The sequence below is a fragment of the Shewanella atlantica genome (assembly GCF_003966265.1).
In the GTDB taxonomy this organism is placed as follows: domain Bacteria; phylum Pseudomonadota; class Gammaproteobacteria; order Enterobacterales; family Shewanellaceae; genus Shewanella; species Shewanella atlantica.
The window spans coordinates 479,112-500,781 of the sequence record NZ_RXNV01000001.1 but is presented as its reverse complement, the minus strand read 5'-3'; the positions used below and the strand labels follow the sequence as shown (position 1 = coordinate 500,781).

The window sequence follows — 21,670 nt, the reverse complement described above, 5'->3', positions numbered from 1 at the left end:
TTTATCCTCTCTTTGTTTTGATTATTACCTCCCTTGTCTCTGTTTTGTTTCCGCTTTTCGTGAATTATCTCACCACCTCTACTAAGCTCAATTCATCCTTGTTTTGCATTCAGATAGTTATCGGAGCAGTCAATAGTGATAGTTAAAAGGTGAATATGGACGATAAGCCGAATGAAATAGATAGCCCAGTAAAAGGTAAGTATGGCTCTTTGAGTATTAGTTTAATTTTATGGTTTCTGATGCTCTCATTAATCCCGTTGGTTGCCGTTTCCTGGTTTAGCTACGAGCAAGCGAAACAAAGCCTGCTAAAGGTGTCGCAGAAGGAGCTGGCTCAGTCCTCTTTGTTGAGCACAAAAGCCATTCAGAACTGGTTTCAGTATCGGATGGTCGACCTTAATGTTGAAGCCGCTTCTCCCAATAACTCCCTCTTACTGCAGTCGCTTATTGCGGGGTTGGAGAGAAGTAAATTGGCCGGGGAGGAGTATGTTCGAACTTCTGAGTGGGAGCAGATAATCGACACTTATCAGCATGAGCTCCTGACGAAGGCCCATCAGTATGACTATATCAGCGATCTGTACTTGATCGATATGCAGGGAAATATCCTCTTTAACGTGACCAAAGAGGAGGACCTTGGCCAAAATATTTTCAGTGAACAGTTTAGTGATTCACTGTTTTCGAATAGTGTCCGTGTAGTTATTGATACCAGCGATGCTAATTTTTCCGGATTAGAGCGCTACGAGGCGTCATCAGAGCCTTTTGCGGGGTTTATCAGTGCACTCTTGCTTGATGAATTCGGAGAGCCAATAGGGGTTTTCGCCATTCAATTAAAGTTTGAGAAGATATTGAATTTATTAGGTTCTACTATCGGAGGACATAGCTCGTTATCACACTACCTGATAGCTGAAGATGGCACATTAAGAACGCCTATAAAAGATAATTGGAATGAAGTGCTTGTGAGAAAAATTGATACATTCCAATTTAGCTCCTGGCGTGAAAATCATAGGTTGCACAAAACTGATAGCAGGAATACTGGTGAGAATGAGCCGAGTATAAAAGAGTCGGCCTCAGAATATATAGGCCCTAATGGTCTGGAAGTTATTGGCATTCATCAGGAAGTCAAAATGGCTAATGTGACTTGGCTGTTCATTAGCGAGTTAGAACGGGATGAAGCGTTATCGGCAATAAACTGGTTAGGGAAGATAACCATGTTTTTAGTCATGCTTACCGCTTTAGTGGTCATTATCTCAGCTGTCTATATTACCCGAAAAATCACCTATCCGATTAAAGTGTTGGCGGCGGCGAGCCTGAAGATGGCCTCAGGGAAGGAGGTGGGGGAAATAACCATAGAGAGTCATAATGAGATAGGTCAGCTGACCGAAGCATTTAACTCTATGTTGGTTTCAAGAAAGGCCCATGAACAGGCCTTGTACAAGGCAAATGAACAAACTCAATTGGCAATAGATAGCTTAGAGGGGCAAAAATTTGCACTCGATCAGCATTCAATCGTCGCCGTAACAGATCTCAAGGGAACGATCACCTATGTCAATCGGCTTTTTTCAGAGATCAGTGGCTATGCACCCGAAGAACTCCTGGGCAGAAATCACAGAATACTCAACTCGGGTCATCATCCCCGGGGCTTTTTCAAGCAGATGTACGAGGTGATCACTAAGGGAGAAGTATGGAACGCCGAGATCTGTAACAGAGCCAAAAATGGCACCTTGTACTGGGTTGATACCACTGTAGTTCCACTTAAAGATGCCGATGGTGAGCCCCACAGTTATATCGCCATTCGTACCGATATTACCGAACGTATGATGGCTTCGATAAAGATGAAAGAGGCACTGTCTTTGATGCATTCAGTACTCGAATCAACAGATCACGGCATCCTGGTTACCAGCATCAAGGGTAAGATACTGCAGGTTAACAGTCGTTTCTCCGAGCTTTGGCAGATCACGGACAATCAACTAATTGGACGAGAAGATGTTGAACTCGCCAGTCATGCCAAAGCTCAACTTATCGCTCCAGACTCATTTATACAAACTATTGAGCGGCTCTATAGGGAGCCGGAGCTTGAGTTATTCGATTCTCTAGAGTTTAAAGATGGCAGGGTATTTGAGCGTGCATCACTGCCTATGATGTCTGAAGATGTGGCCATAGGACGGGTATGGAGTTTTCGGGATATTACCGAAAGAATGAAGGCACAGAGTGAGCTGATGTTAGCTAAAGAGGGGGCCGAGCTGGCAGTCAAAGCCAAGAGTGAGTTTTTGGCCAGCATGAGTCATGAGATACGTACACCGATGAATGGCGTGTTGGGAATGCTGGGGCTCCTACTCAATACTAATTTATCAGATTTTCAGCGACGAAGAGTGGGGATTGCTCAGTCCAGCGCCCAATCTTTATTGACCCTGATAAACGATATTCTCGATTATTCGAAAATTGATGCCGGCAAACTTGAACTGGAAAACTTAGATTTTAATTTACGGGGGATGCTGGGAGAGTTTGCCGAAGGTATGGCGCATCTGGCGCAAAATAAAAACCTTGAGCTGATATTAGATGTTAAAGGGGTCGAGCACTCTATAGTCAATGGTGATCCCGGGCGTCTTAGACAAGCATTAACTAACCTTACGGGCAATGCGATTAAGTTTACCCAGCAGGGGGAGGTGGTCATTAAGGCCGAGCTTGTCCCCTCTGCCGATGAGACATTATGGCTTTTTAAGTGTTCGGTTTCAGATACTGGTATTGGCATCGCGGAAGATAAAATTGACTCATTGTTTGACTCATTCAGTCAGGTGGATGCTTCCACTACCCGAAAGTATGGCGGGACGGGGCTAGGTTTGGCCATTGTAAAAAAAGTCTGCGATCTTATGGGAGGGAGTATATCTGTAGAAAGCGAAGAGGGGCGGGGGAGTTGTTTCCAATTCGAGGTGAAAATAGGGCGAAGTGCTAACTCTAAGTTAGTTGTACCTAAGGTCGATATTACCGCCTTAAAGTTATTGGTCGTTGATGATAATGAAACCAACAGAGAGGTGATCCGCGGCCAGCTCGAGTATTGGGGAGCCGATGTGGTCGACGCAAAGAGTGGTCCTCATGCGATTCAAATTTGCGAAGAGTATTTTGAAGATCCGAATAAGCAACTATTCGACGTAGCTTTTTTAGATATGCAGATGGCCGATATGGACGGGGCCGAGCTGGGAAAGAGGCTGAAAGCAGACAGCAGATTCGAGTCGATGAAGCTGGTGATGATGACCTCAATGTCACAAATAGGTGATGCAAGCTTCTTCGCCGATCTGGGATTTAGTGCCTATTTTCCGAAGCCTACGACGACATCCGATCTATTTGATGCCTTAGCCATTGTTTCTGAAGGGGGGCAGGCACTGCAAGAGGCTCAGCCGCTGGTGACTCATCATTATTTACAATCATTGAACCATGCTAAGGAGGGGGAATTATCCTGGCCCCAGAATACTCATATTCTTTTAGTCGAAGATAATTATGTCAACCAGCTGGTGGCCAAGGGGATTTTAGAAGACTTAGGTATATCGACCGAGGTTGCTGACAATGGCGTTTTGGCATTAGAACAATTGCGGCAAGGCGGCAGCAAGCCATATTCGCTGATATTGATGGACTGTCAAATGCCCGAGTTGGATGGCTACGAGACAAGCAGACAGATCCGAGCCGGAAATGCAGGCGAACAGTATCTTGATATTCCTATTGTGGCCATGACTGCAAATGCCATGATGGGAGATAAAGAGAAGTGTTTAGATGCCGGAATGAGTGACTACCTTTCTAAACCTATCGATTCAGACAAACTAGGTTTAAAGCTACATCAATGGCTTACAGCTAGTCATGCTGGAGGAAGGGAAACTGAAGCGGATCTGTTTTCTCCTCCAGTAGAATCAAAGGCCTCTATACTTGATGAGCAAGACGCTCAAGCTGGTGAAGTCCAAGTCTGGGATAGAGAGGGCTTAATGAAGCGAGCCATGGGAAAGGAGTCACTGTTTAACTCAATCGTGACCCTTTTTATGGAGGATATTCCTGCTAGGGTAAATTCACTCTTACTTGCAGCAGAAAGTGAAGATATCGAGCAGATCAGGCAGTCGGCACATACTGTGAAGGGCGTTGCTGCGAATGTTGGTGCAGAAATGTTGCGGGCAGAGGCCGAAACGATTGAGTCTGCGGCAAAAATTTTCGATATCAATTCGATTAAGAATGCTATTCCTGCTTTTAATTTGGCCTATAGCGAATTGAAAGCCTGTATCGAGGACTTTCAAACTACCAATGTCCCGCAACTTCAGCAACATAAATGCATGAGCGACGACGCGTTAAATCTGATGCTGGAGGATATTGGTAACCTTCTCGATGATGGCAGCTATATCGATGTGGACGATTTTTCCTGTTTAAAGACGGCAACCGAAAATAAAGCCACGCAGGAACTCTGTAACCAGCTAGTGAATCAACTGGCCGATTTCGAGCATGCCGAGGCCACAGCAACATTAAGGCTGCTAAAAAAATCGCTAATTGAAAGTCGCTCTGAATTCAACAAGGACCTGGTTAATGAATGACTTACCAACCATTTTGATCGTTGATGATACACGGACCAATATTCAACTCTTGGCAGGGTGTTTAAAAAAAGACTACCGGCTAAAAATTGCAATGAATGGACAGCGATGTCTCGAGCTCGCACGGACAGCCCCTTTGCCAGATCTCATCTTGTTGGATGTGGTTATGCCAGAAATGGATGGCTATGAAGTATGCAGGAAGCTTAAGGCTAATCCACATACCCAGCATGTGCCTGTCATCTTCGTCACCGGGAGAGACAGTGATGATGAGGAGGAGTATGGATTACAACTCGGGGCCGTAGACTACATCACTAAGCCTATCCGTCCCGCTATCGTTACCGCCCGGGTAAGTACTCAGATCATGTTAAAACAAAAGAGTGATGAACTGCGCAATATGGCGCTGCACGATCAACTTACCCAGCTCTATAACCGCCATTTTCTGATCGAAGCAGCAAATCAAAAAATGGCGGAATCTATCCGTCACAGCAATCCATTGTCGATACTAATGATAGATATCGACCACTTTAAACAGGTCAATGATCAGTTTGGTCATCAGGCCGGAGATAGTGTATTGCAAGCCGTTGCTAAAGTTTTAGCCGAGAGTAATCGCAAAGAGGATGTGGTAGCGCGTTTCGGCGGGGAGGAGTTTGTCGCCCTGTTTGAGCATTGCTCAATAGATAGTGCCGAGGAAAAGGCTGAGATGTTGAGGGATAAAATTGAAAAGCTGATGCCGGCAGGGATCCCAGTTACTGCCAGCTTCGGTGTGGCAGAGCTTAGACCTAATGAAGAGACTTTCGAGCAACTATTGGCACGTGCCGATGAGGCGGTTTATCGCGCGAAAGAGTTGGGAAGAAATAGAGTCGTACCGGCCACGATTCAGTTAAGTTGTGACGAAAACCTTTAGCAAAAAACTTTTAGCAAAAAGCTATTAGCAAACTTTGAGCAAATAACTATTCGTAAACAAATTAGCAGTAAAGCCATTCAGTGCGTTTCACTATCAGCAGAAAAGCCATTCAGTGCGTTTCACTATCAGCAGAGTATGAATGTTCTCGCAGGTAGCGCTTCTGGTTAGATGCTTGAATATTATTTTGCTATTAAAGCCGCCAGATGACGATTAATGAGCCATAACCATGCCATTTATCGGTATCGCTCTGGTGCTCTTTGCTGTAAGCATTAAAGTTCCATGCAAGTGCCCAGGAGGGGCGAGCCCAGATAAAGCCTGTGGTAATACCAGCCTGATTGTTTTCAACTTCAATATAGGACTCATAGGGAAGGGAGCCATCAATAGTTTCGTCATTGAACCGATAACCAATATAGGCGCGGGTGAAAAACATCCAGCTGCTGGATTCAGCGGTAGCCGATATGTTTCCTAATTGGCCACTATGCTGGCTCAATCGACCAAATGAATCTGCTAAATTTGTTCCCCATCTGAAGGTTAATCCAAGATCCGTTTCACTGCGAAAATTGCCGACTTGTGAGTGGCTGAGTCCACTAAGCTCCCACTCGGTCTTACCTGTGGTGGTGCTATTGAATGCATCCTGGCGGAGGAGAAGTGCGTCTACCTCGTAGGCAATTTGAAGTGTTAACTGATTTTCAATCTGATGCTGCCAACCTTTGGGTGTTGATGATGGTGTGAGCTTATGGAACATGTTCTGTAATTGATCCGTGCCGGAAGCGGGGCCGACCACCCCAAGTGATAACCAGTTTTTCTGAGCCCATCTCCCACCATAGGTTGCGGTATGACTCTCGAGCGCTAAATAACCGGCATAGGGGCGGTCATAGGGTTGGGGAGTCGAAATCTTGATTTCACCCGGAGTCCACATCTGTTGTGAGAGTTTCAGTCCCCAGGCTGTTAGTGCATCGTGTTGCCCGAAGTTGAATAAGCTTTGCCAACGTATAGGAAGGACGGCGTCATTCAGGCTTTGCATTGGAGGACTCTCCCAACCCAGCACTAAGCCATTGGTATAGTTACCGTCATCACTGAATACAAAGTCATTATCGACCTGCAGATGCCACTGCCCCGCACCTGCCCAGGGAGAGATGAGTAAGAGAAATGAGGTACTGATAAAGTGTTTTGAAACTTGATAGTTCATATTCAGCTCCAATAAACGATAGCAAATAAAGTAAACTTCCCTTGAGCATAAACAGATCCCTGATCACTCTTCAACAGAATTGATGTGACGCTTTGTATTCGTCCCTCATCATGCGGAGGGGAGGCAAGGATCAGTATAGACTACCGGGTCAGTGGATCACTTTTTGGGATACAGCTTCGAATCCGTTTAATGTAAAGGTTTGATCATAAAATAGTACCCGAGCAGCATCTTGCATCATACCAATGAGTTTCATGCTGGCTTTCCCGTTCACCTCTGCGAAGGATACGCCTTGGTTGCATCCGATTAATGCCGGAACAGACATAAGCTGTAATGCTTTATTGACCTCCAATTCGACATCTATGCGGGTGGGAATAGGCTTAAACAGGGCATCTTGGCCACCACAGTAGGCCAGATCGTCAAGGTGAGTAAAAACCACCACCGCTTTACCTTTGCCGGTGTCGACAAGTTTCATCTTCTGGTATCCGTGGCTTGAGACGATAGCGGCTTGAGCTTGAGAATGCTGCAGGGTCCAAAGTTCGCGATTGAACTCATCCGCGAAACCGACAGCGGAGATTAGTAAAAAACAGACGCCGATAATTAACCTTTTCATGACTCTCCTCTGGAAGCCTATCTCTGGAACCCTATGTTTTCAATTCAAGGTTAGTCGATATGCCCTTAACCTGTGCTGAATAAAACACCGTTCCGTATCGGCTCTGTGATGATATTTTCGTTACTTCATTATCTGTTGCTGTATCAATGTAAGTTATCTTGCGTGAAATTAATTTGCGTGCAATTGATTTGCTTGCAATCCATTGGTGTGGTATAAATTGCCTTAATTCAGTTGCGCACAATCTTTACCAGTAGTCTTATCGGCAAAACTTGTCGGAAACGGTAGGAAATGTGCACCTTTCAGTAATTACGGAGTTAAACAATGAAAGCACTATATAGCACTCAAGCAACAGCTAGCGCAGGACGTAATGGCAATGTCGCGACAGATGATGGCAAACTTGCCTTAGCATTAAGCTACCCAAAAGAGATGGGAGGCTCAGGAGAGGCGACCAATCCGGAACAACTTTTTGCCGCGGGTTATAGTGCCTGCTTCTCGAACGCGCTGCTGCATGTTGCCCGTGAAGGTAAGTTGGCCCTAACTCTAGCGCCGGTAACTGCAACCGTGGGAATTGGAGTCAGAGAAGAGGGCGGGTTTGGATTATCCGTTGCCCTGTCCGTGGAGCTGGAGTTGCCTCAAGAGCAAGCAGTTGCCTTAGTGAGGAGCGCGCACCTTGTCTGCCCATACTCAAATGCGGTGCGTAACAATATCGATGTGGCACTAACGGTAAGTGGCGAGAGCATCTAACCTTAGTTTATGCTCTGTATATATGAATCAGGGCATTAATATTAGTAAATAATTCATACAGGTCATTGAGAGAGTGAGAAGATGAATCAAAGATTAGTGGCTGTGGGACGGGTGTTATTAGCGCTATATTTCTTACTGCCCGGTATCATGAAGTTTGCCAGCTGGGATATGCATATTTCCTTAATGGAAGCCCATGGGATGTTCATGATCCCTCAACTGCTGGCTGCGGCGGCAGTCTTTGAGATCGTTGCCGCCATCGCCCTACTGATGAACCGCTATACAGCACTTGCATCGATACTGCTTGCACTGCTTGTGGTGGTGATCAATGTCAGTTTACATGATTTTTGGAACTACAGCGGAATCGAGGGCGCCCATGAGATGCAAAACTTCATTAAAAACCTGGGGATCCTGGCAGGACTGCTTGTGCTGGCTGGTCACTCTGGAACAGGCTCTCGGAGTTTAAAGTGAAAAGGCTTGGGCTTCCGCCCATGAATCATTCAGAGGTTCACTGAGCTTTGTCGCCTCTGAAAATATCATTGAGAGTCAGAGAAAATGGCTAACCCAAATTGGTTAGCCTTTTTATTATCAGGCGTAGACTGAGAACATCTGCGATACGAAGACGAGAGGTAGATCTGTATTTATCTTTCTCATCATCCATTTAGCTTGAATTACTTCGTTATCATGTGCAAAATCTAGCCACTTGAAAATTCTGGAATTTATTGGTTAATTGAATGGGCTCGAAGAAGTACTCAAATTCGGATGGATTTACCCTTATAGAGCTTGTTGTTGTTATTGTCATCTTGGGGCTGCTGGCTGTGACAGCCTCTGCCAAATTTATCAGCTTGAGTGGTGATGCAAAAGATGCCGTGTTGCAACAATTTGGCGCCTCAGTTACAGAAGCAAATAAGCAGATGTATATCTTGTCCAAACTATCCAGTTACCGGGCTCAGCCGGTATCGGTCCGTGGCGACCTTACCGATGTTGATGTTGACGGTGATGGCGTTTACGAAACTCGTTTGAAATGCGGTTACCTTGATAACACCGATGTAGCTAAGAGATTAAACTATAGCGATGACCGTTTAGGTTATGAGTTTGAGAGCCTCGATAAGGTCTATTTTGGCTTTAACCAGAGTGATATAAAATCCAGCCAATGCTATTTTATGTACCAGCAAGCCTACGGTACCACCAACCCTGATACCTGTAGTCAGGACGATCCCAAAGCTGCGCCGGTCTATGAGGTTGTGATTGAAGGTTGTTGAACCAGCTTAAGTTCCTCGTTTACCGGACAAGTTATCAAGGGCTTAAGTAGTTAAATAGCCTAAGTTATCAGAAGTACCCCATAACGGGGGGGAAATCCCCCCATTTTATCTGTCCATCATTTCATCAGCCGATCACGGACACACCGAACAGTGTTTGGTGGCCGCGCAGCACCAAACCATAAACAATCAGTCCAACCACCACAGCGATGACATCGAACTTTGCCTTAGGATGTTTACTTTTGGGCACGATAGTGTCCCTGGTTTTTGCCAGTAAGATGTCGGCTAAGGCGTAGAGAAAGAACCCGCCGAATACTACGCTGGAGGCTAGATCACCGTTGGCAAGCAAGTGCACTAAGGCCCATAAGCAGGTGGCAATCAACATTGGGTGTTTGAGTTTTGCACGTATATAGGTATTGAGGTAAGCAGAAACAAGCAAGATAAACACCAGTGGCATGATGGCATGAGTCAGTGGCCTGGCGAAAGTCAGTGGTTGCCAGAGTTGCTCCTTAGAGGCCATGCCAAAGCCATTGATGATTAGCATAAAACCGATAAGTGAAATGGTGGAAAACAGCGCCAGATAGGGAACTCTTCCCAATTTATCGATCAAAGCTTGCCGAGCTTGTACCTGAGTAGGAAATAGATGAATAGCGATAAACAGCGCCATTCCCGATAACAAAACTATCATGCCAATATCCTTATAAATAGTGTTACTGCTTTCGAATCTTAAGTCCGAATCACAGGGGGGATAAAAGCCTCAATCAATACAACAAGGCTGTCACCTACTTTGTTTTAACGTCTTGAACTTTTTTGATTAATTTAGTGGTTAAAGTGAACAAAAGTTCTGCTACAGTAAAGCATATCAAGAGAAAGAATGCTGTTGCTCGAAGGTGATTATTCTATCTTAAAGTGCAAATTATAGAGCGGTGAGAATTATAGATAGGTGCCTGTGACTGATGACGGCTATCGACACTCGTAGAATTTTGATGTGCTCGACATGTAGAAATATTGGTTCTCCACATAGGATGAAGCTATAGAGATGAATATGGAAATCATTTGGTTTGTAATTATCGCTATTTTAGTTCCGTTGGCTGGTTTTATCGGTTTCTCTATACAGGTGAGAAGCATGAAAAAGCTGCGGCTTGAGAATGATAAATTGACGTTAGAAAATTTGGCGTTGAGGGCTGCCCAACAAGATGCGGTCAACTCTGTTGTTAACCCAATTGATGCAGCCAAGCTCGGAATACAAGGAGTTGATGCAAAAGGAGTTGATGAGATAAGCCAGTCAGGTGAATCGATAGAGGAGGATGTTGAAGACTTTCTGTCAAACATAGATTGGCGAGACAAGTTGATTCAGATTGGCACGCTTTTTCTTCTCTGTTACTTCCTCTATGACATCTACAGGCTGGGAACCTGGTTGTATTCGTTGATTTAATTGATGACCATCTTACTCTTAACCTGTGGTTTGCATTAAGAAGTATAAGTAGCAGCGATATTTGGCTGTCACTTCCAAATTTTTGACATAAAAAAGGGCCATCATTTCTGATGGCCCTTTTTTAGAATTGGTGGAGGCGGCGGGGCTCGAACCCGCGTCCAAAAAGCCTACATCCAAGGCGCTACATGCTTAGTCTCTCTATTGGTTAACCAAGTACACTCCGAAAGACAGGATTGTAATTGGCGAGTTCAGTACTGTTTCGCGGTTCACCCCTGAACGTGGTTCCCTCGCTATCAAATGTAAAGGTGACCATCTTAATACTCTGCCCATTTGAGAAACGTGAGCAAGATGGCTAGCTAGCCTAAGCTGCTAGAGCGTAGTTATCGTCGTTTGCAACTATAACTGTGCGGCTTTTTACGAGGCCAACCGCCCCTCGGCATGCTCCCAGGGTTTCGAGAATCTTGTCGAATCCAAAATCGCCCCCAAGTACAATGTGATTGTAACGCGTCATATCTCGTTTACCAAGGATAAAAACTGCATTTACAACCGATTGTTCGATATACGTACGTTCTAATGTTCGTACGGTACTGAAATTACTGTTGAACCGCCTTTTTCATGGTGCGGGCCTTTTCAATCTGCCACTCTCTGTCTTTGGTATCGTCACGCTTGTCGTGCTCTTTCTTACCTTTACCAAGACCGATCTCAATTTTTACCCATGCGCCTTTTTGCCAATACATAGAGATTGGTACGATAGAGTAACCCTTACGATCGACGAGTCCCTGCAACTTATCTAACTCTTTACGTTTAAGTAGCAGCTTACGCGAGCGCATTGGATCACAGACAACATGTGTGGATGCGGTATTCAATGGGGCTATGGTACATCCGAAAAGAAAGGCTTCGCCATCTCTCATAAATACATAGCTTTCAGACAAGTTAACCTTGCCCATACGAATAGACTTCACTTCCCATCCCATTAGGGATAGACCTGCTTCCATCTTCTCATCGAACTTATAGTCGAATGTCGCGCGTTTATTACGCGCAATAGATGCGGAGGAGTTTTTTGATTTTTTTGCGTTTTTCTTAGCCATAGGCTGGCTATTATACTCGGCGATACATTTTTTGGAATTGCTCCCACCAAATTATTCGATGATTTTTTATAATTGTCGTGGGTTTGATTGGTTTTTGTACATATTCAGCGTGCGTTATGCCGTGAACTGAGTATTTTGGCCTGTCTGGCTGGAAATATGTGTTTTCTGAGGTTCGTGTTAAAATCCCATCAATAGAGAATATAAACAGCCACTGTTATCAGGTCAAAGAGTTAAAATGCCACAAATATCCCGCAGCGTGTTAGTGCGCTTTAGCGCAATGCAGATGTATGAAATTGTTAATGATGTTGAATCTTACAAAGAGTTCCTGCCCGGCTGTGTCGGTGGCAAGGTGTTGGAGTTCGATGGCGAAACCATGCTGGCTTCGGTAGATGTCTCCAAGGCGGGGATCAGCAAAACTTTTACGACCAGAAATCAAATTATCCCGGGAAAAAGTATCCAGTTAGCACTCGAGAATGGTCCCTTTAATCATCTGGTCGGTGAGTGGCGCTTTACCGAGTTGACTGAAGATGCTTGTAAAATTGATTTCGAGTTGAATTTTGAGTTTTCCAGCTCTTTGGTCGATATGGCCTTCGGTAAAATTTTCAAAGAGTTGATGGCTTCAATGGTGACAGCCTTTACCGGTAGAGCCAAAGTTATATACAGATAGTTATATACAGATAGTTATTACCAGATACTTATTACTAGATAGTTATTTACGACTCGGTATTTATTACCGATTATATATTGCCAGTTTCTTACTGATAGTACTAAGTCTTAAGCTCCTCATTCAGCACCTGAGATTTTTAAGAGATAAGATTGATGAATATAGACCAAGAAAATTTTGAGGTAGAGGTTATCTATGCCTTGCCAACACAACAGAAACGAATTCAGATCAAGGTTGCGCCTGGCACTACCTGTATAGAGGCGGTAAAGCAGAGCGAAATCGCTGCATTTTTTCCCGAGATTGATCTCGAAAACGTTAAGCTGGGGATTTTCAGTCGTTTAGTGAAAAATCACGAGGTGTTGGTGCCGGGCCAGAGGGTTGAGATATATCGTCCACTGATTGCCGATCCTAAAGATGTGCGCCGTAAGAGAGCCGAAAAAGCCAAAGATGAGGGGCGGATAAATAAGAAGACTGGCGGAAAGGTCTAACTAATATTTTAACTAGCGTTTTAACTAACGTCTTAACAAATAATAGTTTTGATCCCAGGCTGTGAGGCCTGGGATTTTAACAACAGTTACCGGAAGTTATTCAAACTTCTTTTTAGCCTGTGATTTCGGCTGAACTTCTTCAACCAAAGGCTTGCTATCCGGGCGCTGCTCAGGGATCAACGGCTCACTGTCTTCATTAAGATCGGCATCGATTCCTGTCAGAGGAGCATCGGGTAGACGGCTCTGATCAAGTGGCGTATTGAAATCTTCCGCTAACTCATAATCACCATCGACTTTTGTCAGCATGTCGCCTTCAAAATGTATGATCAGCTCTTTATGTGTGATGCTGGCATCACGTCCACTCTTGTAATGGTATACATAGTACCAAGTGTCATCGGCGAAGCTGTCACGAAGCACCGGACGGCCCAGAATGTATTCAACTTGCTCTTTGGTCATCTCAATACGCAGTTTTTCAACCTGTTGAGTTTCCATGTAGTTACCTTGAGGAATATCCGGCTTATAGATCAGCCAGTCAAAAACGCTACAGGCACTGAGCGATAACGAGAGCGCAGCTGCGCCCAAAAGGGTAAGACTTTGCTTTTTAATTGTCATTGAATACGCTACTTCCTAAAAATCTGCTGGCCATCATACCCAAGCACTCCCTATGCTGACAAGGGCTATCGGTACTCAGGTTCAATGAAAAGTCATTTGTTTTAAATGGATCGAATCTCGACGGCCACTTTACGGCATTAACATGGCATTCGACCGAGCATCACATTCAATCTTGTAGATTCGACCTCCGGAGTTAACTTTTGTTCCTTGAACTCAGTGAGACGGCTATTTAGGTTCAATATGGTTATGACTGTTGTTTTCGTTGCCGGGTGTTTTTCGTTACCTGGTTAATTTAGGTCATGTTTTGTCAGCAACCGGGTAGCGGTTGAGCCTGAAAGCGGCTCAAGTTAAAGAGTTCCTCATCTTTTGAATATTCCGTACAGAGTATCCGTACTGAGTATTCCAGTAATAAATGCTTAAACCTGAGTAATATCAGGGAAATCTGTTTCAAATTATTTTACGGCCAATAACCGCTTGCAAAGTGTTAAGAAAGTTATGAGAATGTAGTTTAACGCTTGAAAATTATGCACAAATACCCGGGTTATGAAAATAATCAGGATGACTCTGCCTTGATAGGATGAATAGGATGACGCCAGTGCCAACGGATAAGAAGCAAGAGGTCCCAAGAGGAACATTAGTGTGTGTCGGTACGGGGCTTAATCTGGCTGGACAGATCAGCATACTGAGTAAGAGTTATATAGAAAATGCCGATGTGGTGTTCTCTTTGGTTCCCGATGGCTTCGCGCAGCACTGGCTTGAAACACTCAACGAGGATGTGCGCAGCTTACAACCCTATTACGCTCAAGGCGATGAGGTAAAGAATCGACGCGATACCTATGCTCAGATGGTTCAAGCCATACTGGATGAGGTTCGCCTGGGTAAAAAAGTGGTGTGTGCGCTTTATGGTCATCCCGGTGTGTTTGCCTGTGTGTCTCACTTTGCGATAGCGCAGGCGAAAGATGAGGGCTACAGCGCAAAGATGGAGCCGGGGATCTCCGCCGAGGCCTGTTTATGGGCAGACGTGGGTATCGATCCCGGAAACTCGGGTCATCAGAGTTTCGAGGCCAGCCAGTTTATGTTTTACAGGCATACGCCCGATCCGACGACACACCTGTTACTTTGGCAGATAGGGATCGCGGGTGAACATACCCTGACTAAATTCAGTACCTCATCGGATCGTCTGCAGATACTGGTCGAGCAGCTGAGTGAATGGTATCCGCTGGAGCATGAGATAGTGATCTACGAGGCTCCAAATTTGCCGGTGCAAAGCCCTCGTATCGACAGACTCCCGTTGAAGAATTTGCCTTTTGCCGAGTTAACCCCTATCAGCACTCTATTGATCCCGCCGAGTCGAGAGTTAGCGTTTAATACTGAGATTTTGGCCAAATTGGGGATCTCGGAAGCCGATTTAGGGTAAAAATAATGCACCTTTGAGTTTAAGCTTCTAAGCTAAAATATTGTCGTGCTGATTAAAAATGAAAACAAGCAAGGTAAACCTCACACGGCATAGAACAAAGAGTAGAGTCAGAAGCGAAAGAAAAAGATAAAACTCCAAGGGAAACAGTAAGAGTAAGAGTAAGAAAAAAGTACAAAGCCTGTTTACCGATAACAACAACCAATATGTGCGCTAGCAAGATGCACTTTTAGTACGCTTTGAGATGGTACGTTTATAAAAAGGAGAGTATAGATGTCAAATTTTAATGATTTTTTCGAGAAGTTGGGTACCGATTCCGACCTGATGGATGCCTATAAGCAAGATCCTGAAGGTGTGATGAAGGCCAACGGCCTAACGGATGAAGAGATCAAGACCGTCATGTCAGGGGATACCAAGAAGATAAAATCACTGTCAGGAGAAAGCGTGGAAGCTAAAACCTATATGATTATTGCCAGCCCTAATGATCAAAAGTAATACAGAGACTTAATGAAAGTTCTAAATACTGTTGTTTTGTTTATAGTCATCATGGTGTTTTCAAGCACTGTGGTGGCTGCCTCTGACGTATACAATGAAAAATTAGATGAACTTAGTGAGGTTGTGCATTCTAAGCCCGATCGCACACTTACTTTGATAGAGGAACTCTCATCTGTAAAAGATGAACTAACTTCTGAACAGTACTCCCGTTTGCTGATCTTGCAGAGTGTGCAACATCTGTATGGCGCCAGATTCGCCGATGCCATTACAACATTAAAGCAGGCCGAGAGCTTAAACCCGCCTAAAAAATTACTCAACTCAGTCTATCTCTATCAGGCGAGTGCCTATTTAGGCTTACACGAGTATCAGCAGGCCCTGGATGTGATGTCGACTAACCTCTCCAGAATAGAGGAGTTGGAAGATATCGAAATAAAAACCAGCTCCTATCTGAGATTAGTTAACCTCTATTTAGATCTGCAAGCCTACAGCGAGATGTTTAGGTATGCAGGGCTTGCGTTACAGCTTAGTAAAGGTAACAGCGTCAAGAATGAGTGTTACTCTCTGCTTTATTTAGCGGTGGCCGAGTTGAAAACACAAAAGCTGGAGATGGCCGAAAGCCGATTTAAAAGCAGCCGCGATTTTTGCCAGCTAAATAATTTACCAGTCATAGTCGCCATGTCTAAAAAGGGGTTGGGCGATGTGGCAATAAAGCAAGGAAATTACGCACTTGCTGAGAGTTATCTGCTTCAGGCATTAGAGGAGTATCGTAATTTTAAGTTTCAGATTGAGATTGACAGTACTCACTCTCTCCTCAGTGAGACCTACCTGGGCTTGCTGCAAACCGAAAAGGCGCAAGAGTATGCCGGCTTAGTGATGGCGTTGCCCGATGAGCCAATTAACCTCAATTACAAGAAGAGAGCGACTAAGGTGCTGGCCGGGCTTGCCAGTGAACGTGGCGAGCATGCACTGGCTTATCAATACCTGAGCCAACATCAGAATATTACTAATACCCTTCTCGATGACACCAAGGCCAAAGCGAATGCTTACCAGATGGCCAAGTTTGAAAACGGTGAAAAAAGTCGTGAGATCAACATGCTTAACCATGAACGTGAGCTCTATACCGCACGAGAGGAGATGAGAGCGTTAAAGCGCAATAACGATCGTATGGGGTTGTTAATTGTGGGCGGCAGCTTCGTACTTCTGGCCATGTTCGCCATTGCCATAAGCGGTCAGAAACGTAAATACAAGAAGCTGGCTCAAAACGATCCTCTAACCGGGATCTTAAACCGTAGCACGGCACAGAACATGGCAGAAAACCGTTATATTAAAGATACGTTTAAGTCACTCGAGTTCAGTGTGATCATGTTCGATGTCGATCACTTTAAACGTATTAACGATAATTTTGGTCATGGCACCGGCGATTGGGTATTGAAGCATGTCTGTGAAACCATCTTAAAAAATTGTCGCTCAAATGATATTTTTACCCGATTCGGCGGTGAAGAGTTTGTGCTGTTTCTACCCGGTACAGATGCAGAAAATGCTCAGAAGATTGCCGAGCAGCACAGGCTTGCTATTGAAGCCATGGACACTAAGTATTCCGGCCGTGGCTTTACCCTCACCGGCAGTTTTGGCGTGACTTCGAGCTCTAGTGCCGACTTGAGCCTGGATCCTTTGCTACACAGAGCAGATATCGCCATGAATTACTCTAAAGAGAATGGGCTAAACCGTGTAACGGTATACACCCCCGAGATTGGGCTGTCGCGTGCACCTGCTTTTATTGTGAAGCCGGATGAAAGCCCGAGTGAGTTTGTCGAAAGAACTCAGGTTGAAAGTTAGTCTTTGAGAGTAGCTATAAGCTATAAGCTATAAGCTATAAGCTATAAGCTATAAGCTATAAGCTATAAGCTATAAGCTATAAGCTATAAGCTATAAGCTATAAGCTATAAGCTATAAGCTACGAGATACGAGATACGAGATACGAGCTCGTCAGGAGCTATGAGAACTATAGCGGCAAAACATCGCCCCTAAAGCCGCTCCTACATCACCAACTAGATTCGTGGGCAGTTAGCGTGTAACCCCTTCATGCCTGTCGCTCATCAACCATCATCACTCTAATCACTCTAAATGCTATTTATTTTGGTTTTTTTTCATTTAAACCAATGTTTATTTATATGTTGATCGACAAACACGCACCGAATATAGCATTAGTTATAATCACCACCGCCTATCGTTAACGTAAACGTAACATTGAAACGGCTGTTTGAATGTGGTTATTTCTTGCTCTTGGGTAATCTACTGAATTTCATGTATTTTTTTAATTAACCTAAAGGTTAATTAAAAACGGCAACTAGAGTTTACTTTCATCTCATTTGATGAATTGTTTGTAATCAATTGTTTGCGTTTGCTTATTTTATTTCGTAATTATGCAACAGGCGTGAGCCGTGGTTCATTTGTCAGACAAATTCCAAATCTGTTTTTATACTCGGACACAGAAGTGGTGTATTTGTTTCAAGTTGCTGTTATGTAGGTGTTTTTGTGAGTGGTAATACCATTTGCGCTTTCTCTGTTTGTGACTTTTATTCCTCTCTGTCTCTTATCCCGAACTGTTGCAAATACAACCTTTAATGAGTAGCTTTTGTTCAAAATGAATGATTTAAACATCTGAAACTAATATTTAGACCAGCTGTTTATCGACATATTGAAGCAAGGTGCCTAATTAGCTGTTTGGCCTTATATCATAGGGGGAGAGAGGGATGACACACGAAGTAACCGATAATACGCAGAATGATTCAACGCCTACACCATCGGCATTTGAAAATCAGATGTTTAAAGAGAGCGCTGCCACCCGTACCTCTGAGACGGATATAAGAGATGGGCTCACTATTAAAGGGGCACATGTCGAGGGGCAGGAGCATGTTTTTACCGAAGGCGCGTTGAGCCTGCTCGAACTGCTGTGCAGACAGTTTGCCTCACAGGTGCCACAGCTTCTTTCAAACCGAGTGAAAAAACAGGCGTTAATCGATGCCGGTGAACTGCCTAACTTTCTGCCCCAGACCCGTGCGATAAGAGATGGTGATTGGCAGGTTCGTGGGATCCCGCAAGATTTAACCGACAGGCGTGTCGAAATCACCGGCCCTGTCGACCGCAAGATGATCATTAATGCCTTGAATGCCAATGTGAAGGTGTTTATGGCCGACTTTGAGGACTCATTGGCGCCGAGTTGGAATAAGGTGGTAGAGGGACAGGTCAATTTGCGCGACGCGGTGCGTGGTGACATTGAGTATACCTCGCCGGAGACTGGCAAGCATTATCGGCTAAATGACTCCCCTGCGGTACTAGTCTGTCGCGTTCGTGGTTTGCATCTGCTCGAAAAACATGTCGAGTTTGACGCGGCGGCTATCCCCGCATCCTTGTTCGATTTTGCCCTCTATTTCTATAATAACTATCGTCAACTTTTGACAAAAGGCAGTGGCCCCTATTTTTATATTCCCAAATTGGAGAGCCATGAGGAAGCCCGCTGGTGGGCCAAGGTATTTGCCTTCGTTGAAGAGCGTTTCTGCCTGCAGCCCGGTACGATTAAGTGTACCTGCCTGATTGAAACCCTGCCCGCAGTCTTTGAGATGGAAGAGATCCTCTATGAACTGAGATCTAACATAGTTGCGCTTAATTGTGGTCGCTGGGACTATATTTTCAGTTATATCAAAACATTAAAGAATCATCCGGATCGCGTTCTGCCCGACAGACAAGCCGTGACCATGGATAAGTCGTTTTTAAGCGCTTATTCACGGTTGTTGGTTAAGACCTGCCATAAGCGCGGTGCATTGGCCATGGGGGGCATGGCTGCATTTATTCCCGCCAAAGAGGCCGGAATGAATCGAGAGGTACTTGAAAAGGTACGCAGAGATAAAGAGCTTGAGGCGAGAAATGGACACGATGGCACTTGGGTGGCACATCCGGGCTTAGCCGATACCGCTATGGGGATCTTCAATGAGTATATAGGTGAAGATCACGTTAACCAATTACATATCACTCGCGATGTAGATGCCCCCATTCACGCCAGAGATCTGCTGCTGCCCTGTGACGGGGAGCGCTCCGAGGCCGGAATGCGCCTGAATATTCGCATCGCATTGCAATATATCGAGTCCTGGATAAATGGTAATGGGTGTGTGCCTATTTATGGCCTGATGGAAGATGCGGCCACCGCCGAAATATCCCGAACTTCAATTTGGCAGTGGATCAAACATGAGCAGAAGCTCTCTAATGGCTCTTTGGTAACTAAAGCCTTGTTTAAAGAGATGCTTGTAGAGGAACTGGCGAATGTGAAGCTTGAAGTGGGGGCGGAGCGGTTCACCCATGGCAGCTATACACAAGCGGCAGTTTTGCTCGAGCAGATCACCACCTCTGATGAGCTTGTGGATTTCCTGACTCTACCTGGATATGAAATGTTAACCGGTCAATAAGGCCGTGGTTTAACTCATTAAGCAAGCAGCCCCCTTGATTGAGCCTGAACTAGCCGGGCTCAGCATTAATTAGTTAACGTATTGCGGATGCCAATGAGACATTAGCATTGGTGAGTGAATGGAGATGATTATGAATAAGGCGTCGATACCAGTTTCACGGCAGGAGCAGATCCAAGCCATCGAGAATGACTGGAGTGAGAACCCTCGTTGGAAAGGAGTCACCCGCCCCTATACTGCCGAGGATGTGGTGGCCCTGCGGGGGTCATTGGTTCCGGAGAATACGTTGGCGAAACGCGGTGCCGCCAGATTATGGGAGCTGGTTAACGGAGGCGCTAAGAAAGGCTACGTTAATTCACTCGGCACCTTAAGTGGTGGTCAGGCGGTTCAGCAGGCGAAGGCGGGAATCGAAGCGATATATCTGTCGGGTTGGCAGGTCGCGGCCGATGCGAATTTGGCCGGAGCTATGTATCCCGATCAATCACTCTATCCGTCTAACTCGGTACCGGCGGTGCTGGAGAATATCAACAGTGCGTTTCGCCGTGCGGATCAGATCCAGTGGAGCAATGGACTCAATCCGGGAGATGAGGGTTACAGAGACTATTTCTTACCCATAGTTGCCGATGCAGAAGCTGGCTTCGGTGGGGTACTCAATTCTTTCGAGTTAATGAAGAGTATGATCGATGCCGGTGCTGCCGGGGTTCACTTCGAAGACCAACTCGCATCGGTGAAAAAGTGTGGCCACATGGGGGGCAAGGTGCTTGTCCCGACTAAAGAGGCGATACAAAAACTGGTGAGTGCGAGGCTGGCAGCCGATGTGTGTGGAGTGGAGACCTTAGTCATAGCCCGCACCGATGCTAACGGTGCCGATCTCTTGACTTCAGATTGCGATCCCTATGACAGTGATTTCATCACGGGAGATAAATGCGAGGAGGGGTTCTATCGTGTTAAAGCCGGAATTGAGCAGGCGATATCCCGCGGTTTGGCTTACGCACCTTTTGCCGATCTTATCTGGTGTGAAACAGAGACGCCCTGCCTCGATGAGGCCAGAAAATTTGCCGATGCCATTCACGAGCACTTTCCGGATCAACTATTAGCTTACAACTGCTCCCCTTCATTTAACTGGAAGAAAAACCTGGATGACGAGACCATCTCGCATTTTCAAAGAGAGTTGTCGCAGATGGGCTATAAGTATCAATTTATCACCTTAGCGGGCATTCACAGCATGTGGTACAACATGTTTGACCTGGCTTATGACTGTGCCCGGGGAGAGGGGGTTAAACATTATGTCGAGAAGGTGCAGGAGGCGGAATTTGCGGCGGCCAGAAAAGGTTATACCTTCGTGGCACACCAGCAAGAGGTGGGTACCGGCTATTTCGACCGGGTAACGAATGTGATCCAGGGCGGCCACTCCTCTGTGACGGCATTAACAGGCTCTACCGAAGAAAAACAGTTTTAAGAATTCACATCTCAAACCAGTTTCAATTTGCTGCCTTGCAGCCGTTGTCCCCCATGCCGTACCCCTACATGCGGCATGGGTTTTTCCTTTCTCCTATATGACGCGATGCCGATTGGTATTAGTTCCCATATAAACAAATAAAGTTTGCTTGTGCCTGCGACTCCCCCGGGTTGTTTTTGTTGCGGTTGTGTTTGCTTTTTGGGTTGGAGTGGTAACTTTTTTAATGTCATAATGTAGCCAGGCAGATGTACTGCCTGAGCAGGCCATCTCAATTGATATTGTTAACTTTCTAATAAGGT

General features: G+C 45.2%; 18 protein-coding genes and 1 other RNA gene. 13 read left to right on the top strand and 6 right to left on the bottom strand.

The genetic code is table 11. The annotated features are described in order from the left end of the window. Window positions 1–155 precede the first annotated feature (155 nt). Window positions 156–4,559, top strand: coding sequence for a response regulator (locus EKG39_RS02050; protein ID WP_126503757.1), 4,404 nt, complete (start codon window positions 156–158; stop codon window positions 4,557–4,559). After that, window positions 4,552–5,460, top strand: a complete 909-nt coding sequence (locus EKG39_RS02045; protein ID WP_126503755.1) for a diguanylate cyclase — start codon at window positions 4,552–4,554, stop codon at window positions 5,458–5,460. The genes EKG39_RS02050 and EKG39_RS02045 overlap by 8 nt, the downstream gene beginning before the upstream one ends. Window positions 5,461–5,650: 190 nt before the next feature. On the opposite strand, the gene EKG39_RS02040 is transcribed toward EKG39_RS02045, so the two are convergent. Together EKG39_RS02040 and EKG39_RS02035 are read right to left on the bottom strand one after the other, a co-directional pair. Beyond that, window positions 5,651–6,649 (bottom strand): lipid A deacylase LpxR family protein, encoded by a 999-nt coding sequence (locus EKG39_RS02040; protein WP_126503753.1) that lies wholly within the window; start codon window positions 6,647–6,649, stop codon window positions 5,651–5,653. Between the two features lie 148 nt (window positions 6,650–6,797). Next, window positions 6,798–7,259, bottom strand: a complete 462-nt coding sequence (locus tag EKG39_RS02035) for a hypothetical protein (protein ID WP_126503751.1) — start codon at window positions 7,257–7,259, stop codon at window positions 6,798–6,800. Between the two features lie 321 nt (window positions 7,260–7,580). Here EKG39_RS02035 and ohr point away from each other — a divergent pair, with 321 nt between their 5' ends. The 3 genes from ohr to EKG39_RS02020 all read left to right on the top strand — a co-directional run bounded on the left by ohr (window position 7,581) and on the right by EKG39_RS02020 (window position 9,262). After that, a complete protein-coding gene (ohr, locus tag EKG39_RS02030) occupies window positions 7,581–8,003 on the top strand; it encodes an organic hydroperoxide reductase Ohr (protein ID WP_126503749.1) in 423 nt (140 codons plus the stop codon). A gap of 81 nt (window positions 8,004–8,084) precedes the next feature. Further along, window positions 8,085–8,471 (top strand): DoxX family protein, encoded by a 387-nt coding sequence (locus EKG39_RS02025; protein ID WP_126503748.1) that lies wholly within the window; start codon window positions 8,085–8,087, stop codon window positions 8,469–8,471. A gap of 263 nt (window positions 8,472–8,734) precedes the next feature. Beyond that, complete coding sequence (locus EKG39_RS02020) at window positions 8,735–9,262, top strand: type II secretion system protein (RefSeq protein WP_126503746.1); 528 nt, start codon at window positions 8,735–8,737, stop codon at window positions 9,260–9,262. Window positions 9,263–9,386: 124 nt separating this feature from the next. Here EKG39_RS02020 and EKG39_RS02015 read toward each other — a convergent pair whose 3' ends face one another. Beyond that, window positions 9,387–9,947, bottom strand: coding sequence for an NnrU family protein (locus EKG39_RS02015; protein WP_126503744.1), 561 nt, complete (start codon window positions 9,945–9,947; stop codon window positions 9,387–9,389). 357 nt (window positions 9,948–10,304) lie between these two features. Between EKG39_RS02015 and EKG39_RS02010 the strand changes: the two genes are divergently transcribed. Continuing rightward, complete coding sequence (locus EKG39_RS02010) at window positions 10,305–10,694, top strand: hypothetical protein (RefSeq protein ID WP_126503742.1); 390 nt, start codon at window positions 10,305–10,307, stop codon at window positions 10,692–10,694. Between the two features lie 128 nt (window positions 10,695–10,822). Here EKG39_RS02010 and ssrA read toward each other — a convergent pair. Together ssrA and smpB are read right to left on the bottom strand one after the other, a co-directional pair. Continuing rightward, window positions 10,823–11,178, bottom strand: a transfer-messenger RNA (tmRNA) gene (gene ssrA / locus EKG39_RS02005). A gap of 109 nt (window positions 11,179–11,287) precedes the next feature. Continuing rightward, the gene (gene smpB / locus EKG39_RS02000) at window positions 11,288–11,782 is read right to left on the bottom strand and encodes an SsrA-binding protein SmpB (protein WP_126503740.1); all 495 of its coding nucleotides are present in this window, start codon (window positions 11,780–11,782) and stop codon (window positions 11,288–11,290) included. Between the two features lie 235 nt (window positions 11,783–12,017). Between smpB and EKG39_RS01995 the strand changes: the two genes are divergently transcribed. Together EKG39_RS01995 and EKG39_RS01990 are read left to right on the top strand one after the other, a co-directional pair. After that, complete coding sequence (locus EKG39_RS01995) at window positions 12,018–12,449, top strand: SRPBCC family protein (RefSeq protein ID WP_126503738.1); 432 nt, start codon at window positions 12,018–12,020, stop codon at window positions 12,447–12,449. Window positions 12,450–12,601: 152 nt separating this feature from the next. After that, window positions 12,602–12,934 (top strand): RnfH family protein, encoded by a 333-nt coding sequence (locus EKG39_RS01990; RefSeq protein ID WP_126503736.1) that lies wholly within the window; start codon window positions 12,602–12,604, stop codon window positions 12,932–12,934. Between the two features lie 96 nt (window positions 12,935–13,030). Here EKG39_RS01990 and EKG39_RS01985 read toward each other — a convergent pair whose 3' ends face one another. Next, complete coding sequence (locus tag EKG39_RS01985) at window positions 13,031–13,546, bottom strand: outer membrane protein assembly factor BamE (RefSeq protein ID WP_126503734.1); 516 nt, start codon at window positions 13,544–13,546, stop codon at window positions 13,031–13,033. Window positions 13,547–14,132: 586 nt separating this feature from the next. Between EKG39_RS01985 and EKG39_RS01980 the strand changes: the two genes are divergently transcribed. From EKG39_RS01980 to aceA, 5 genes are all read left to right on the top strand, one after another. Beyond that, window positions 14,133–14,963 (top strand): SAM-dependent methyltransferase, encoded by an 831-nt coding sequence (locus EKG39_RS01980; RefSeq protein ID WP_126503733.1) that lies wholly within the window; start codon window positions 14,133–14,135, stop codon window positions 14,961–14,963. A gap of 270 nt (window positions 14,964–15,233) precedes the next feature. Next, window positions 15,234–15,455, top strand: a complete 222-nt coding sequence (locus EKG39_RS01975) for a hypothetical protein (RefSeq protein ID WP_126503731.1) — start codon at window positions 15,234–15,236, stop codon at window positions 15,453–15,455. 12 nt (window positions 15,456–15,467) lie between these two features. Next, window positions 15,468–17,291, top strand: coding sequence for a tetratricopeptide repeat-containing diguanylate cyclase (locus tag EKG39_RS01970; RefSeq protein WP_246028392.1), 1,824 nt, complete (start codon window positions 15,468–15,470; stop codon window positions 17,289–17,291). A 917-nt stretch (window positions 17,292–18,208) separates the two neighbouring features. Beyond that, window positions 18,209–19,915: a malate synthase A gene (gene aceB / locus EKG39_RS01965; protein WP_425470112.1), complete on the top strand. Its 1,707-nt coding sequence runs from the start codon at window positions 18,209–18,211 to the stop codon at window positions 19,913–19,915. A gap of 130 nt (window positions 19,916–20,045) precedes the next feature. After that, window positions 20,046–21,371, top strand: a complete 1,326-nt coding sequence (aceA, locus tag EKG39_RS01960) for an isocitrate lyase (RefSeq protein ID WP_126503729.1) — start codon at window positions 20,046–20,048, stop codon at window positions 21,369–21,371. The last annotated feature ends 299 nt before the right edge of the window (window positions 21,372–21,670 follow it).

What these genes read in the sequence shown, in the direction of transcription:
- EKG39_RS01980 (WP_126503733.1), top strand. Translation starts at nt 14,133, where the DNA reads ATGACGCCAGTGCCAACGGATAAGAAGCAAGAGGTCCCAAGAGGAACA.
- EKG39_RS02040 (WP_126503753.1), bottom strand. Translation starts at nt 6,649, where the DNA reads ATGAACTATCAAGTTTCAAAACACTTTATCAGTACCTCATTTCTCTTA.
- EKG39_RS02015 (WP_126503744.1), bottom strand. Translation starts at nt 9,947, where the DNA reads ATGATAGTTTTGTTATCGGGAATGGCGCTGTTTATCGCTATTCATCTA.
- EKG39_RS01995 (WP_126503738.1), top strand. Translation starts at nt 12,018, where the DNA reads ATGCCACAAATATCCCGCAGCGTGTTAGTGCGCTTTAGCGCAATGCAG.
- smpB (WP_126503740.1), bottom strand. Translation starts at nt 11,782, where the DNA reads ATGGCTAAGAAAAACGCAAAAAAATCAAAAAACTCCTCCGCATCTATT.
- EKG39_RS02010 (WP_126503742.1), top strand. Translation starts at nt 10,305, where the DNA reads ATGGAAATCATTTGGTTTGTAATTATCGCTATTTTAGTTCCGTTGGCT.
- EKG39_RS01970 (WP_246028392.1), top strand. Translation starts at nt 15,468, where the DNA reads ATGAAAGTTCTAAATACTGTTGTTTTGTTTATAGTCATCATGGTGTTT.
- EKG39_RS01985 (WP_126503734.1), bottom strand. Translation starts at nt 13,546, where the DNA reads ATGACAATTAAAAAGCAAAGTCTTACCCTTTTGGGCGCAGCTGCGCTC.
- EKG39_RS02020 (WP_126503746.1), top strand. Translation starts at nt 8,735, where the DNA reads ATGGGCTCGAAGAAGTACTCAAATTCGGATGGATTTACCCTTATAGAG.
- EKG39_RS02035 (WP_126503751.1), bottom strand. Translation starts at nt 7,259, where the DNA reads ATGAAAAGGTTAATTATCGGCGTCTGTTTTTTACTAATCTCCGCTGTC.
- ohr (WP_126503749.1), top strand. Translation starts at nt 7,581, where the DNA reads ATGAAAGCACTATATAGCACTCAAGCAACAGCTAGCGCAGGACGTAAT.
- EKG39_RS02050 (WP_126503757.1), top strand. Translation starts at nt 156, where the DNA reads ATGGACGATAAGCCGAATGAAATAGATAGCCCAGTAAAAGGTAAGTAT.
- EKG39_RS02025 (WP_126503748.1), top strand. Translation starts at nt 8,085, where the DNA reads ATGAATCAAAGATTAGTGGCTGTGGGACGGGTGTTATTAGCGCTATAT.
- aceA (WP_126503729.1), top strand. Translation starts at nt 20,046, where the DNA reads ATGAATAAGGCGTCGATACCAGTTTCACGGCAGGAGCAGATCCAAGCC.
- EKG39_RS01990 (WP_126503736.1), top strand. Translation starts at nt 12,602, where the DNA reads ATGAATATAGACCAAGAAAATTTTGAGGTAGAGGTTATCTATGCCTTG.
- EKG39_RS02045 (WP_126503755.1), top strand. Translation starts at nt 4,552, where the DNA reads ATGAATGACTTACCAACCATTTTGATCGTTGATGATACACGGACCAAT.
- aceB (WP_425470112.1), top strand. Translation starts at nt 18,209, where the DNA reads ATGACACACGAAGTAACCGATAATACGCAGAATGATTCAACGCCTACA.
- EKG39_RS01975 (WP_126503731.1), top strand. Translation starts at nt 15,234, where the DNA reads ATGTCAAATTTTAATGATTTTTTCGAGAAGTTGGGTACCGATTCCGAC.